Origin of the sequence: Pseudomonas sp. SIMBA_067, assembly GCF_046534675.1 — a bacterium.
Lineage (GTDB): Bacteria > Pseudomonadota > Gammaproteobacteria > Pseudomonadales > Pseudomonadaceae > Aquipseudomonas > Aquipseudomonas putida.
Genome location: NZ_JAWRYH010000005.1, coordinates 235,878 through 251,140 on the forward strand (window position 1 = coordinate 235,878; position 15,263 = coordinate 251,140).

Annotated in this window: 12 protein-coding genes; 10 read left to right on the forward strand and 2 right to left on the reverse strand. The window is 63.7% G+C overall.

Annotated elements, in window-relative coordinates; genetic code table 11:
• Positions 1 to 65 precede the first annotated feature (65 nt).
• The 6 genes from gcvH to SB765_RS13735 all read left to right on the forward strand — a co-directional run bounded on the left by gcvH (position 66) and on the right by SB765_RS13735 (position 7,149).
• Positions 66 to 449: a glycine cleavage system protein GcvH gene (gene gcvH, locus SB765_RS13710; RefSeq protein WP_016501301.1), complete on the forward strand. Its 384-nt coding sequence runs from the start codon at positions 66 to 68 to the stop codon at positions 447 to 449.
• 11 nt (positions 450 to 460) lie between these two features.
• Positions 461 to 3,316, forward strand: a complete 2,856-nt coding sequence (gene gcvP / locus SB765_RS13715; RefSeq protein WP_341797670.1) for an aminomethyl-transferring glycine dehydrogenase — start codon at positions 461 to 463, stop codon at positions 3,314 to 3,316.
• A gap of 154 nt (positions 3,317 to 3,470) precedes the next feature.
• On the forward strand, positions 3,471 to 4,847 hold the full coding sequence (locus SB765_RS13720; RefSeq protein ID WP_341797669.1) for an L-serine ammonia-lyase: 1,377 nt from the start codon (positions 3,471 to 3,473) through the stop codon (positions 4,845 to 4,847).
• Between the two features lie 27 nt (positions 4,848 to 4,874).
• Positions 4,875 to 5,996: a glycine cleavage system aminomethyltransferase GcvT gene (gene gcvT, locus SB765_RS13725; RefSeq protein ID WP_410910808.1), complete on the forward strand. Its 1,122-nt coding sequence runs from the start codon at positions 4,875 to 4,877 to the stop codon at positions 5,994 to 5,996.
• A 357-nt stretch (positions 5,997 to 6,353) separates the two neighbouring features.
• On the forward strand, positions 6,354 to 6,566 hold the full coding sequence (locus tag SB765_RS13730; protein ID WP_016501305.1) for a cold-shock protein: 213 nt from the start codon (positions 6,354 to 6,356) through the stop codon (positions 6,564 to 6,566).
• 94 nt (positions 6,567 to 6,660) lie between these two features.
• The gene (locus SB765_RS13735) at positions 6,661 to 7,149 is read left to right on the forward strand and encodes an RDD family protein (protein ID WP_016501306.1); all 489 of its coding nucleotides are present in this window, start codon (positions 6,661 to 6,663) and stop codon (positions 7,147 to 7,149) included.
• A 119-nt stretch (positions 7,150 to 7,268) separates the two neighbouring features.
• Here SB765_RS13735 and lptG read toward each other — a convergent pair whose 3' ends face one another.
• Positions 7,269 to 8,330: an LPS export ABC transporter permease LptG gene (gene lptG / locus SB765_RS13740; protein ID WP_063426410.1), complete on the reverse strand. Its 1,062-nt coding sequence runs from the start codon at positions 8,328 to 8,330 to the stop codon at positions 7,269 to 7,271.
• On the reverse strand, positions 8,323 to 9,438 hold the full coding sequence (gene lptF, locus SB765_RS13745) for an LPS export ABC transporter permease LptF (RefSeq protein WP_410931477.1): 1,116 nt from the start codon (positions 9,436 to 9,438) through the stop codon (positions 8,323 to 8,325). The genes lptG and lptF overlap by 8 nt, the downstream gene beginning before the upstream one ends.
• Positions 9,439 to 9,739: 301 nt before the next feature.
• On the opposite strand from lptF, the gene SB765_RS13750 reads away from it, so the two are divergent.
• The 4 genes from SB765_RS13750 (at position 9,740) to SB765_RS13765 (ending at position 15,115) form a co-directional block, all read left to right on the forward strand.
• The gene (locus SB765_RS13750) at positions 9,740 to 11,233 is read left to right on the forward strand and encodes a leucyl aminopeptidase (protein ID WP_341797667.1); all 1,494 of its coding nucleotides are present in this window, start codon (positions 9,740 to 9,742) and stop codon (positions 11,231 to 11,233) included.
• A gap of 50 nt (positions 11,234 to 11,283) precedes the next feature.
• The gene (locus SB765_RS13755; RefSeq protein ID WP_410910807.1) at positions 11,284 to 11,712 is read left to right on the forward strand and encodes a DNA polymerase III subunit chi; all 429 of its coding nucleotides are present in this window, start codon (positions 11,284 to 11,286) and stop codon (positions 11,710 to 11,712) included.
• Between the two features lie 5 nt (positions 11,713 to 11,717).
• Positions 11,718 to 12,083: a hypothetical protein gene (locus SB765_RS13760; protein WP_016501311.1), complete on the forward strand. Its 366-nt coding sequence runs from the start codon at positions 11,718 to 11,720 to the stop codon at positions 12,081 to 12,083.
• Positions 12,084 to 12,268: 185 nt separating this feature from the next.
• A complete protein-coding gene (locus SB765_RS13765) occupies positions 12,269 to 15,115 on the forward strand; it encodes a valine--tRNA ligase (protein ID WP_341797664.1) in 2,847 nt (948 codons plus the stop codon).
• Positions 15,116 to 15,263: the final 148 nt, after the last annotated feature.

A 15,263-nucleotide genomic window follows, 5' to 3' on the forward strand; every position in this document is an offset into this window, starting at 1 on the left:
TTAGGGATCCCAACCCAAGAGCGCGGAGCCACCGCGCCCAACGCCCTGCTTCCCGAGGATTCCCCATGAGCGAGTTGCGTTTCACTGAAGATCACGAATGGCTGCGCGTCGAAGCCGATGGCAGCGTCACCGTGGGCATCACTGCCTACGCCCAGAACGCCCTTGGCGATGTGGTTTTCGTGCAACTGCCCGAGTTGCAGCAGTATGAGAAAGGTAGCGAAGCGTCCACCGTCGAGTCGGTCAAGGCCGCCAGCGGCGTGTACATGCCGCTGACCGGCGAAGTGGTCGAGGTCAACGGCCAGCTCGAAAGCAGCCCTGAACTGGTCAACGAAGACCCGATGGGGGAAGGCTGGTTCTTCCGCTTCAACCCGGCCGACATGAGCGAAGTCACCGCCCTGCTCGACCAGGACGCGTACGACCGCCTGATCAAAGCCAACGACGACGCCTGAGGAACCCCGCCATGACCATCAACCTCAGCACAGCCAACGAATTCATCGCCCGCCACATCGGCCCTCGCGCCGCTGACGAGCAGGCCATGCTCGCCGCCCTGGGCTTCGACTCGCTGGACGCCATGACGGCCGCAGTCATCCCAGACAGCATCAAGGGCACCAGCGTATTGGGCTCGCACGACGGCCAGAGCGAAGCCGACGCGCTCGCCGCGCTCAAGGCCATCGCCGGCAAGAACCAGCTGTTCAAAAGCTACATCGGCCAGGGCTACTACAACACCCACACCCCGGCGCCGATCCTGCGCAACCTGCTGGAAAACCCGGCCTGGTACACCGCCTACACACCGTACCAGCCAGAAATTTCCCAAGGCCGCCTGGAAGCGCTGCTGAACTTCCAGACCCTGATCAGCGACCTGACCGGCCTGCCGATCGCCAACGCCTCCCTGCTCGACGAAGCCACTGCTGCGGCCGAGGCCATGACCTTCTGCAAGCGCCTGTCGAAGAACAAGGCCAGCCACGCCTTCTTCGCCTCCGTGCACTGCCACCCGCAAACCCTCGACGTGCTGCGCACCCGTGCCGAGCCGCTGGGTATCGAGGTGGTGGTCGGCGACGAGCGTGAGCTGGGCGATGTCAGTGCCTTCTTCGGCGCCCTGCTGCAATACCCCGCCAGCAACGGTGAAGTGTTTGACTACCGTGAAGTGGTACAGCGCTTCCACGCCGCCAACGCGCTGGTCGCCGTCGCGGCCGACCTGCTGGCCCTGACCCTGCTGACCCCACCGGGCGAGTTTGATGCCGACGTGGCCATCGGCAGCGCCCAGCGTTTTGGCGTACCACTGGGCTTCGGTGGCCCGCACGCGGCTTACTTCGCCACCCGGGACGCGTTCAAGCGCGACATGCCGGGCCGCCTGGTCGGCGTATCGATCGACCGCTTCGGCAAGACCGCCCTGCGCCTGGCCATGCAGACCCGCGAGCAGCACATCCGCCGCGAAAAGGCCACCAGCAACATCTGCACCGCCCAGGTGCTGCTGGCCAACATCGCCAGCATGTTCGCCGTTTACCACGGCCCGGCCGGCCTCAAGCGCATTGCCGAACGCACCCATGCACTGACCGCGATCCTGGCCGCCGGCCTGAAGACGCTGGGCGTACAGGTAGTGGGCGCCAGCGCCTTCGACACCCTGACCCTGGCTACTGGCACTGCCACCGCAACCCTGCATGACAAGGCACGCGCCCAGGGCATCAACCTGCGCCAGATCGATGCCGCCCACGTGGGCCTGTCGCTGGACGAAACCAGCAGCCAGGCTGACGTTGAATCCCTGTGGCAGCTGTTCGGCGACGACAAGGCCCAGCCTGACTTCGCCGCCCTGGCCGCCAGCACCGGTTCGCTGCTGCCTGCCGCCCTGCTGCGCCAGTCGGCCATCCTCGAACACCCGGTGTTCAACCGTTACCACAGCGAAACCGAGCTGATGCGCTACCTGCGCCGCCTGGCCGACAAGGACCTGGCACTGGACCGCAGCATGATCCCGCTGGGCTCGTGCACCATGAAGCTGAACGCGGCCAGTGAAATGATCCCGGTTACCTGGGCCGAGTTCGGCAACCTGCACCCGTTCGCCCCGGCCGCGCAGAGCCAGGGCTACCTGCAGATGACCACCGAGCTGGAAGCCATGCTGTGCGCCGCCACCGGCTATGATGCCGTGTCGCTGCAGCCCAACGCCGGCTCCCAAGGCGAGTACGCAGGCCTGCTGGCCATCCGCGCCTACCACCGCAGCCGTGGCGAAAGCCACCGCGACATCTGCCTGATCCCGTCGTCGGCCCACGGCACCAACCCGGCCACCGCACACATGGCTGGCATGCGCGTAGTCGTCACCGCCTGTGACGCCCGCGGCAACGTCGATGTCGAGGACCTGCGCGCCAAGGCCATCGAGCACCGCGAACGCCTGGCCGCGATCATGATCACCTACCCGTCGACCCACGGTGTGTTCGAGGAAGCGATCGGCGAAATCTGCGCGATCATCCACGACAACGGTGGCCAGGTGTACATCGACGGCGCCAACATGAACGCCATGGTCGGCCTGTGCGCGCCGGGCAAGTTCGGCGGCGACGTATCGCACCTGAACCTGCACAAGACCTTCTGCATCCCGCACGGTGGCGGCGGCCCGGGCGTTGGCCCGATTGGCGTCAAGTCGCACCTGGCGCCGTTCCTGCCAGGCCATGCGCAGCTGGAAAACACCGAAGGGGCGGTGTGCGCCGCACCGTTCGGCAGCGCCAGCATCCTGCCGATCACCTGGATGTACATCCGCATGATGGGCGGTGCCGGCCTCAAGCGTGCTTCGCAGATGGCGATCCTCAACGCCAACTACATCGCCCGCCGCCTGGAAGAGCACTATCCTGTTCTGTATACCGGTGGCAATGGCCTGGTGGCCCACGAGTGCATCCTCGACCTGCGCCCACTGAAAGACACCAGCGGCATTAGCGTCGACGACGTGGCCAAGCGCCTGATCGACTTCGGTTTCCACGCCCCGACCATGTCCTTCCCGGTGGCCGGCACGCTGATGATCGAACCGACCGAAAGCGAGGCCAAGGAAGAACTGGACCGCTTCTGCGACGCGATGATCCAGATCCGCGAAGAAATCCGTGCGGTCGAAAGCGGTAGCCTGGACAAGGACGACAACCCGCTGAAGAACGCCCCGCACACGGCGGCCGAGCTGGTTGGCGAGTGGGCCCACGGCTACAGCCGCGAGCAGGCGGTCTACCCGCTGCCAAGCCTGGTGGAAAGCAAGTACTGGCCGCCGGTCGGCCGGGTCGACAACGTGTTCGGCGACCGCAACCTGGTGTGCGCCTGCCCGTCGATCGAGAGCTATCAGGACGCCTGATTGCGCTCAGGCCCGCTACCTGACTTGAGGTGTGGACCTCTGTGGGAGCGGGCGCGCCCGCGAATGCGATGATGCCTTCACCGACGCATTCGCGGGCACGCCCGCTCCCACAGGGTTCACCGTCCGCCTAATTTTCCTGGCTGGAGGAACCACCATGTCACTGAGCGTCTTCGACCTGTTCAAGATCGGCATCGGCCCCTCCAGCTCCCATACGGTCGGCCCGATGCGTGCTGCCGCACGTTTTGCCGAAGGCCTGCGCCGCGACGGACTGCTGCCCAGCACGGTTAGCGTCAAGGCCGAGCTGTATGGCTCCCTGGGCGCCACCGGCAAGGGCCACGGCAGTGACAAGGCCGTACTGCTAGGCCTTGAAGGTGAACACCCCGACACCGTCGACACCGGCTCCATCCCAGGCCGCCTGCAAGCCATCCGCGACAGCGGCCACATCAACCTGCTGGGCGAACAGCGCATTGCGTTCATCGAAAAGCAGCACCTGGCAATGATCCGCAAGCCGCTGGACTACCACCCCAACGGCATGATCTTCCGCGCCTTCGACGACGCCGGCCTGCAAATCCGCAGCCGCGAATACTACTCGGTGGGCGGTGGTTTCGTGGTCGACGAGGATGCCGCCGGTCACGACCGTATCGTCGAGGACAGCACAGTGCTGCCCTACCCGTTCAAGACCGCCAAGGAACTGCTTGGCCACTGCACCACGCAAAACCTGTCGGTAAGCCAGGTGATGCTGGCCAACGAGGCCGCCTGGCGCCCGGAGGCGGAGACCCGCGCCGGGCTGCTGCGTATCTGGCAGGTGATGCAGGATTGCGTCGAAGCCGGCTGCCAGCATGAAGGCATCCTGCCGGGCGGGCTCAAGGTCAAGCGGCGGGCGCCAGCCCTGTATCGCCAGCTGAGCCGCCACCCGGAAGCCAGCCTGCGCGATGCGTTGTCGGTGCTCGACTGGGTCAACCTCTACGCCTTGGCAGTGAACGAGGAAAACGCCAATGGCGGGCGTGTGGTTACCGCACCCACCAACGGCGCGGCGGGCATCGTCCCGGCGGTGATGCACTACTACATGCGCTTCGTGCCGGGCGCCAGCGACGACGGGGTGGTGCGTTTTCTGCTCACCGCCGCGGCGATCGGCATCCTGTACAAAGAGAACGCCTCCATCTCCGGCGCCGAAGTGGGCTGCCAGGGTGAAGTCGGCGTGGCCTGTTCCATGGCCGCCGGCGCGCTGTGCGAAGTGATGGGCGGCAGCGTGCAGCAGGTGGAAAACGCTGCCGAAATCGGCATGGAACACAACCTGGGCCTGACCTGCGACCCGATCGGCGGGCTGGTCCAGGTGCCCTGCATCGAGCGCAACGCCATGGGCTCGGTGAAGGCGATCAACGCGGTGCGCATGGCCTTGCGCGGCGACGGGCAGCACTTCGTGTCGCTCGACAAGGTCATCCGCACCATGCGCCAGACCGGCGCCGACATGAAAAGCAAATACAAGGAGACCGCCCGCGGCGGTCTTGCCGTCAACATCATCGAATGTTGACCCAACAATAAAACCAAGGAGTCACCGATGTCCGAAACACTGCTCAAGACCCCACTGCACGCCCTGCACCAGGAACTGGGTGCGCGCATGGTGCCGTTTGCCGGCTACGACATGCCGGTGCAGTACCCGCTGGGCGTGCTCAAGGAACACCTGCACACCCGCGAGCAGGCCGGCCTGTTCGATGTCTCGCACATGGGCCAGATCATCCTGCGCGGTGCCGATGCCGCCAAGGCCCTGGAAAGCCTGGTACCGGTGGATATCATCGACCTGCCGGTGGGCATGCAGCGCTATGCCATGTTCACCAATGAACAAGGCGGCATCCTTGACGACCTGATGGTTGCCAACCTGGGCGACGACACCCTGTTCCTGGTGGTCAACGCCGCCTGCAAGGACCAGGACCTGGCTCACCTTCAAACGCACATCGGTAGCCGTTGCGAGGTGCAGCCGCTGTTCGAACAACGTGCCCTGCTTGCCCTGCAAGGGCCGGCAGCGGTCAAGGTACTGGAGCGCCTGGCCCCGGAAGTGGGCGGCATGACCTTCATGCAGTTCCGGCCGGTAAAACTGCTGGGTGAAGACTGCTTCGTCAGCCGCTCAGGCTACACCGGCGAAGACGGCTACGAGATTTCGGTACCGGTCCAGGCCGCCGAAGCCTTGGCCCGCCGCCTGCTGGCCGAGCCCGAAGTACAGCCTATCGGCCTGGGCGCACGCGACTCGCTGCGCCTGGAAGCCGGCCTGTGCCTGTATGGCCATGACATGAATACCGAGACCACCCCGATCGAAGCCAGCCTGCTGTGGGCGATTTCCAAGGTGCGCCGTGCCGACGGTGCACGTGCGGCCGGCTTCCCCGGCGCCGAAGCGATCTTTGCCCACCAGCGCGACGGCGTGGCGCGCAAACGTGTCGGCCTGTTGCCGCAGGAGCGCACGCCAGTACGTGAAGGCGCGGATATTGTCGATGCGAACGATAAGCCGGTAGGTAAAGTGTGCAGCGGCGGCTTTGGCCCGACACTCGGCGCACCTGTTGCAATGGGTTATATCGATAGTGAACATGCTGCACTCGACACCGCACTGTTTGCCGTGGTGCGCGGCAAGAAGGTTGCCTTGAAAGTCAGCAAAATGCCTTTCGTGGCGCAACGTTACTACCGTGGTTGAAACGGCTTTGTGAAGATTATGGCCAGGTTCGACATATTCGTTTTCGAACCTGCCCAATAACTTTTGAACATGGCGCCAGGCCAGGCGCCATGCCGTTTCCGACAAATTGGTCGGTTATCGGCAAGCGGCCGATTTTCCATTCGACCAAGGGCTTGTTTTTCGCTCGGGAGTTGTCGTAGAGTCAGTGCACTGTGTTTGCATGGGTCGCAACAGTTCGTGACCTGGGCCAGTAGCCGCAATCTGCTACAACCCGTTCGACGTCTCTTACTTTCCTGCAACCCAGCCCAGTAATCTTTTGCTTACAAACAATGCAGAAGAAACTGTCATCAAAATTTAAGTTTCATAGGAAATAAGACAATGGCTGAGCGTCAGAACGGTACCGTCAAGTGGTTCAATGACGAAAAAGGTTACGGTTTCATCACCCCAGAAAGCGGTCCGGATCTGTTCGTGCACTTCCGCGCCATCCAGGGCAACGGCTTCAAGAGCCTGAAAGAAGGCCAGAAAGTGACCTTCGTTGCTGTGCAAGGCCAAAAAGGCATGCAGGCTGACGAAGTCCAGGCTGAAGCCTGATACTTCTAAAAAAGAGCCCCTGCGTTGACGCGCAGGGGCTTTTTTTTGCTTGCGATTCCATAGAATGAGCTTTTTCCCCTGGAGTTGCCGAGCGATGCCCAAGCCCCACCTTATCCCTCAGGGCGACTTCCCCGCTGCTGGCCTGGGCCGACGACTGGCCGCAATGTTTTATGACTTCCTGCTATGTACTGCGCTGCTCATCGTGACAGCCGGTGCCTACAAGCTGATCCAGATGGCGATCATCGGCGAAGCGCGCATGCGAGAGCTGACCGAAGCCGGCGCACTGGATGGCGACCCGCTATTGTCGACGGTACTGCTGTTCGCCTTGTTCGGCTTCTTTGCCAAGTTCTGGACCCATGGCGGGCAGACGCTGGGTATGCAGGTGTGGGGCGTGCGCGTGCAGAATGCCGATGGTTCTGCCATCAGCCTGTGGCAGGCGTTGTTGCGCTTCGTGGTATCGATTGCCTCATGGCTGTGTCTGGGGCTGGGTTTTTTCTGGGTGTTGATCGACAAGCGAAAGCGTGGCTGGCATGACATCTATTCGGAAAGCCAGCTGGTGCGGGTGCCGAAGCAGAAGAAATGATCCGAGCGTTGTGTTGCCTGTTCAGGCCTCTTCGCGGGTTTACCCGCGAAGAGGCCTGAACAGGCAACACCCATGAAAAAGCCGACACTGAGGTCGGCTTTTTTGTACAACTCAGGCCACTATCCTGCCCGACGCAACAGCCAGACACCGGCCAAGGCGCAGATCCCCGCCGGGATCACCACCGCCAGCAGCGGCGGGAAGCCGAACACCTGGCTCGAAGGCCCCAACAGGTCCTGGGCGATGCGGAACACGAAACCCACCAGCACACCGGTGAACACGCGCTGGCCGAGGGTTACCGAGCGCAGCGGGCCGAAGATGAAGGAAATCGCCATCAGCACCAGCGCCGCGGTGACCATCGGCTGCAGCACCTTGGTCCAGAACGCCAACCAGTAACGGGCATTGTTCAGGCCCTGGTCGGACAAGTAGTGGATGTAATCCCACAACCCGGTAATGGACAGCGACTCCGGCGCCAGGATTACCGTATTGAGCAGTTCTGGCGTGAGCGAGACATCCCAGCGCTCCTGCGGTGCGCTGACGACTTCAGTGTGGTCGCCACGGAAGTAGGTGGTACGCACGTCGGCGAGCAACCAGTGGTCGCTCTGGTACTGCGCGCGGCGGGCGAAGCTCGAAGTAACGATCTTGCGCTCGCTGTCGAAGCGGTAACGGGTCACACCCAGCAACAGGCCGTTGGGCTGCACGGCGTTGATGTGCACGTATTCTTCACCCTGTCGGTGCCACATGCCGCGCTTGGAGCTTTGCGCCTCACCACCGCCCTGGGCCAGGGAACGGTCGGCCTGGGCCTTGTTCTCGGTCACCGGCGCCACGTATTCGCCAATCAGCAGGCCGACCAGCATCAGCACCAGCATCGGCTTCATCACCGCCCAGACGATGCGGCCGATGGACACCCCGGCCGCACGCATGATGGTCAGTTCGCTGCTGCTGGCCAGGCTGCCCAGGCCGATCAGGCAGCCGATCAGGGCGGCCATCGGCAGCATGTCGTACAGCCGCCGAGGTGCGGTGAGCATGACGAAGTTGCCAGCCTCCATCACCGTGTAGGTGTCACTCAGGTCGCTCATCTCGTCGATGAAGGCGAACAGCGAGGCCAGGCCGAGGATGATGCCCAGCACAGCCAGGATGGCCAGCAGTACGCTCTGGCCGATGTAGCGGTCCAGCTTACCCATGGGCCACCTCCGCACGACGGGCGGCGCGCTTGAGGCGTATCGGTTCCCAGTACAACAGGCCGAGGCCGATCAGCAGGAACAGGCCGTGGACCCACCACATGCCCAGGCCAATCGGCAATTTGCCCTTCTCGAGGGCGCCGCGTACGGAAATCAGCATTGTCAGGTAGGCCATGTACAAGAGAATTGCCGGCAGCAGCTTGAGGAAGCGGCCCTGGCGGGGGTTGACCCGGGACAGCGGTACCGCCAGCAGGGTCACGACGAATACCAGGATCGGCAGCGACAGCCGCCATTGCAGCTCGGCACGCTCTCGCAGGCCCTTCTTGCCGATCAGCTCGGAAGTGGGGATGGCCTCGCGCTCGGTGACTTCCTCGGCGACTTCCGGTTTGGGCAGCAGCACACCATAAGTGTCGTACTTGATCGCGCGGTAATCGGCCTGGCCCGGGTTACCGTCATAGCGATAGCCGTTTTCCAGCACCAGGTAGCGGTTGCCGTCGGCCTGGATCTCCTGGTGACCTTTTTCAGCGACCAGTACCGATGGGGCGCGGTCCTTGGTCTTGTCCTGGTTGAAGCGCTTCTCGGAGATGAACACCCCGGCCAGGTTGACGCGGTCGTCCGACAGCTGCTCGGTGTAGGTCACCCGCGAACCGTCACGCAAGGTCTGGAAGCGGCCCGGCACCAAGGTGTCGAACTCGGTCAGCGTGTCCTGCTGGGCAATGATCTGCTGCACCTGGGCAACGCCCAACGGCGCAAGGCTCAGGCTCAGCCAGGCCACCAGCAGGGCGACCAGCGCCGCCGGCGCCATGGTCAGCCCCAACAGGCGCTGCTGGCTCATACCGGTTGCGGACAGCACGGTCATCTCGCTTTCCAGGTACAGCCGCCCGTACGCCAGGAGAATGCCGAGGAACAGCCCCAGAGGCAGGATCAGTTGCAGGAAACCCGGCAGCCGGAAGCCCATGATCAGGAACAGCACGCCCGGGTCGAGCACGCCCTGGGCCGCCTGGGCCAGATACTTGATGAAGCGCCCGCTCATGATGATCACCAGCAGCACAGCGCTGACGGCGCTCAAGGTCACCAGGACCTCGCGGGACAGATAACGAAAGACGATCAAACCAGACACTCCTGGGTTGTCAGGGCGGACTGCCATGCAATGGCGCCAAACAATGACTTAGTACAGCCAAGACCAATGCCGGTTCGCCAAAGGCGAACCTCCATGTAAAGTGCGCGCATTATCCTGTGATTGACCGCGCCTGTCACTTGGCCGCGCATGAAGGCGCATAACGGGGTTGTCAGCACGCTTGCCGCAGGCTCAAACTGGCAGCTTTTCCGCTGGCGCGCGACTCCGCCGCCAGGCCCGTCCAGAGCGCTGGAATACACAGCGCCATTCGTATCGATCATTCGGGGACCCTGACATGGAACTGGTTGTAAAAAGCGTAGCTGCTGCATCCGTAAAAACCGCCACCCTGGTCATTCCGGTAGGTGAAAACCGCAAGCTCGGCACTGTTGCCAAGGCTGTCGACCTGGCCAGCGAAGGTGCCATCAGCGCTGTGCTCAAGCGCGGCGACCTGGCTGGCAAGCCAGGCCAGACCCTGCTGCTGCAGAACCTGCAGGGCCTGAAAGCCGAGCGCGTGCTGCTGGTAGGCAGCGGCAAGGACGAAGCCCTGGGCGACCGCGCCTGGCGCAAACTGGTCGCCAGCGTGGCCGGCGTGCTCAAGGGCCTGAATGGCGCCGATGCAGTGCTGGCCCTGGACGATGTCGCGGTCAACAACCGCGATGCACACTACGGCAAATACCGCCTGCTGGCCGAAACCCTGCTCGACGGCGAGTACGTGTTCGACCGCTTCAAGAGCCAGAAGGTCGAGCCACGCGCCCTGAAAAAAGTCACTCTGCTGGCCGACAAGGCCGGCCAGGCCGAGGTCGAGCGCGCCGTCAAGCACGCTAGCGCCATTGCCACCGGCATGGCCTTCACCCGCGACCTGGGCAACCTGCCGCCTAACCTGTGCCACCCAAGCTTCCTCGCCGAACAGGCCAAGGAGCTGGGCAAGGCGCACAAGGCGCTGAAGGTCGAGGTGCTGGACGAGAAGAAGATCAAGGACCTGGGCATGGGCGCGTTCTACGCCGTGGGCCAGGGCAGCGACCAGCCACCCCGCCTGATCGTGCTCAACTACCAGGGCGGCAAGAAGGCAGACAAGCCGTTCGTGCTGGTGGGCAAGGGCATCACCTTCGATACCGGCGGCATCAGCCTCAAGCCAGGCGCCGGCATGGACGAAATGAAGTACGACATGTGCGGTGCTGCCAGCGTGTTCGGCACCCTGCGTGCGGTGCTCGAACTGCAACTGCCGGTCAACCTGGTGTGCCTGCTTGCCTGTGCCGAGAACATGCCAAGCGGCGGCGCCACCCGCCCGGGTGACATCGTCACCACCATGAGCGGCCAGACCGTCGAAATCCTCAACACCGACGCCGAAGGCCGCCTGGTGCTGTGCGACACCCTGACCTACGCCGAGCGTTTCAAGCCGCAGGCGGTGATCGACATCGCGACCCTGACCGGCGCCTGCATCGTCGCCCTGGGCAGCCACACCACCGGCCTGATGGGCAACAACGACGACCTGGTGGGCCAGTTGCTCGACGCTGGCAAGCGCGCCGACGACCGTGCCTGGCAGTTGCCGCTGTTCGATGAATACCAAGAGCAGCTGGACAGCCCGTTCGCCGACATGGGCAACATCGGCGGGCCGAAGGCCGGCACCATCACCGCAGGCTGCTTCCTGTCGCGCTTCGCCAAGGCCTACAACTGGGCGCACATGGACATCGCCGGTACCGCATGGATCAGTGGCGGCAAGGACAAAGGCGCCACAGGACGCCCGGTACCCCTGCTGACCCAGTACCTGCTGGACCGCGCTGGCGCCTGACGCCGTGAGGCCGGTGGTGCCTTGCGCACCTCCGGCCGGCGATTACCACCATGAGCAAAGTCGACTTTTACATCCTGCCCACCGACTCGCTGTCGGCGCGGCTCGATTTCGCCTGCAAACTGTGCGAAAAGGCCTGGCGCCTCGGCCACCGGGTCTATCTGCATTGCCAGGATGAAGAACAGCGCAGCGAGCTGGACCTGCGTTTGTGGCGCTTCAAGGGTGAGGCCTTCGTGCCCCACGACCTGGCCGAGCTGCATGCCGATGCCGGCGTGGCCCTTGGCCTGGCTGACAACGCGGGCGATCACTGCGACCTGCTGATCAACCTGGGGGCCGGCGTGCCGGGCTTCGTCGGCCAGTTCGAGCGGGTGGCCGAAATCGTGGTGGAAGAGCCTGGCATCCGCCAATCAGCCCGTGAGCGATTCCGTTTCTACCGCGAACAGGGCTATGCTCTGCAAGACCACCGCTTACAGCGACTTTGACGACGATGGACAAGCCCTCCCCTTTGCCCGACTCCGCCCATCTGCTCGATGACCTCGAGTCGATCCGCCAGCTGCTTGGCGACGCCGACCTGCAACCACCGCTGCTGACCGAGACGGTGGAGCAGATCCCGTTGCTGCTGGAAGAACCTGCCGGTAACCCTGCGCCTGATGGTGAACCAATCGCTGTCGAGCCCGAAGAAGACCCGCAGACACGCCGGCAGGACACCCTGCTGCACCTGGAAAGCGAGCTGCGCGCAGCGGCGCAGATGATCATGCAGGACGTGATCAACGACTTTACCCCGCATATCGAGAACGAGATCAAGCGCCGGCTGGATGCGCGGATCGAGCGCTTGATCAAGCGTACCGAGTGATATTCCGGGGCCGCTTTGCGGCCCATTCGCAGCACAAGGCAGCTTCTGCAGGCACCGCGATCCCTGTAGGAGCGGCCTTGTGCCGCGAATGGGCTGCAAAGCAGCCCCAGCGGCTGTCGCCTCAACACCCCAGCTTGGTTATACTTCCCGGCTTTCCCGAATAAATGCACAGGGTCCCGCCGCGCATGGATAAGACCTACCAGCCGCACGCCATCGAAACTTCCTGGTACAACACCTGGGAGTCCGAGAACTATTTCGCCCCACAAGGTGCAGGCGAGTCCTACACCATCATGATCCCGCCGCCGAACGTGACCGGCAGCCTGCACATGGGCCACGGGTTCAACAACGCGATCATGGACGCCCTGATCCGTTTCCGCCGCATGCAAGGCCGCGACACCCTGTGGCAGCCAGGTACCGACCACGCCGGTATCGCCACCCAGATGCTGGTCGAACGCCAGCTCGAAGCCAAGGGCCAGAACCGGCATGACCTGGGCCGCGAGAAGTTCCTGGAAAAAGTCTGGGAATGGAAGGACCAGTCCGGTGGCAACATCAGCCGCCAGATCCGCCGTCTGGGCTCGTCGGTAGACTGGAGCCGCGAGCGTTTCACCATGGATGACGGCCTGTCCGACGCGGTCAAGGAAGCTTTCGTGCGCCTGCACGAAGACGGCCTGATCTACCGCGGCAAGCGCTTGGTCAACTGGGACACCAAGCTGCACACCGCCATCTCCGACCTCGAAGTGGAAAACCACGACGAAAAGGGCCACCTGTGGAACCTGCGCTACCCGCTGGCCGACGGCGCCAAGACCGCCGAGGGCCTGGACTACCTGGTCGTTGCCACCACCCGTCCGGAAACCCTGCTGGGTGACGCGGCCGTTGCGGTCAACCCGACTGACGAACGCTACCAGGCGCTGATCGGCAAGTTCGTCGAACTGCCGCTGGTTGGCCGCCGCATCCCGATCATCGCCGACGACTACTGCGACCCCGAGTTCGGTACCGGCTGCGTGAAGATCACCCCGGCTCACGACTTCAACGACTACGAAGTCGGCAAGCGCCACAACCTGCCGCTGCTGAACATCTTCGACAAGAATGCCTTCGTGCTGGCCAGCGCCCAGGCCTTCAACCTCGACGGCAGTATCAACGAGCAGGTCGACACCCGCCTGCCGGCCCAGTACGCCAACCTCGACCGCTTCGTCGCGCGCAAGCAGATCGTTGCCGACCTGGACGCCCAGGGCCTGCTGGTGAGCATCGACGACCACGCCCTGAAAGTGCCGAAAGGCGACCGTTCGGGCACCGTCATCGAGCCGTGGCTGACCGACCAGTGGTACGTCTCCACCAAGCCGCTGGCAGAACCTGCCATCGCTGCCGTTGAAGATGGCCGCATCCAGTTCGTGCCCAAGCAGTACGAGAACATGTACTTCTCCTGGATGCGTGACATCCAGGACTGGTGCATCAGCCGCCAGCTGTGGTGGGGCCACCGCATCCCGGCGTGGTACGACGAGGCCGGCCAGGTCTACGTTGGCCGCGACGAAGCCGAAGTGCGTGCCAAGCACAACCTGGGCGCCGACGTGGCCCTGCGCCAGGACGACGACGTACTCGACACCTGGTTCAGCTCGGGCCTGTGGACCTTCTCCACCCTGGGCTGGCCGGAACAGACCGAGTTCCTCAAGAAGTTCCACTCCACCGATGTACTGGTAACCGGCTTCGACATCATCTTCTTCTGGGTTGCGCGCATGATCATGCTGACCATGCACCTGATCAAGAACGAAGACGGCACCCCGCAAGTCCCGTTCAAGACCGTGTACGTGCACGGCCTGGTGCGTGACGGCCAGGGCCAGAAGATGTCCAAGTCCAAGGGCAACGTCCTCGACCCGCTGGACATCGTCGACGGCATTACCCTCGACGCCCTGCTGGAAAAACGCACCAGCGGCATGATGCAGCCCAAGCTTGCCGAGAAGATCGCCAAGCAGACCAAGGCCGAGTTCCCCGAAGGTATCGCCAGCTACGGCACCGACGCCCTGCGCTTCACCTTCTGCTCGCTGGCCTCCACTGGCCGCGACATCAAGTTCGACATGGGCCGCGTCGAAGGCTACCGCAACTTCTGCAACAAGATCTGGAACGCCGCCCGCTACGTGCTGGACAAAGGCGAAGACTGCGGCCAGAACGGCGAAGCCTACGAACTGTCGTTGGCTGACCGCTGGATCATCTCGCAGCTGCAGCGCACCGAAGCCGAAGTGACCCGCCAGCTGGAGCAGTTCCGCTTCGACCTGGCCAGCCAGGCGCTGTACGAGTTCATCTGGAACCAGTACTGCGACTGGTACCTGGAGCTGTCCAAGCCGGTCCTGTGGGACGAAAACGCCCCGGTCGAGCGCGCCCGCGGCACCCGTCGCACCCTGGTGCGCGTACTGGAAGTGGCGCTGCGCCTGGCGCACCCGTTCATGCCGTTCATTACCGAAGAAATCTGGCAGCGCATTGCGCCGCTGGCCGGTATCGAAGGCAAGACCATCATGCTGCAGCCGTGGCCGGTGGCCAATGAAGCGCGCATCGACGCAGCTGCCGAAGGCGACATCGAGTGGCTGAAGGAACTGATGGTCGGCCTGCGCAATATCCGCGCCGAGATGAACATCGGCCCGGGCAAGCCGCTGCCGCTGTTCCTGAAAAACGCCAATGCCGACGACCAGCGCCGCCTGCACGAAAACGAAGCGCTGCTGAAGAAGCTGGCCAAGGTCGAGTCGTTCACCGTCCTCGGCGATACCGACGAAGCGCCGCTGTCGGCCACTGCCCTGGTCGGTGACCTGCAAGTGCTGGTGCCAATGGCCGGCCTGATCGACAAGGATGCCGAGCTGGCGCGCCTGAACAAGGAAATCCAGCGTCTGCAAGGCGAAGTGCAACGTGTAGGCGGCAAGCTGTCCAACGCCGCCTTCGTCGACAAGGCTCCGCCTGCCGTGATCGAGAAGGAACGCGCCAAGCTGGCCGAGTCCGAACAGGCCCTGGCCAACTTCACCGAGCAGCATGCGCGGATTGCAGCGCTGTAACTTGACACTGCTGATCTGACCAGCGAGGGCTTCGCCCTCGTTCGCGGCACAAGGCCGCTCCTACAGGGACGGCGCCGGTTTCAAGGCCGCCGCTATCCTGCAGGAGCGGCCTTGTGCCGCGAATGGGCCGCACAGCGGCCGCCTGGCC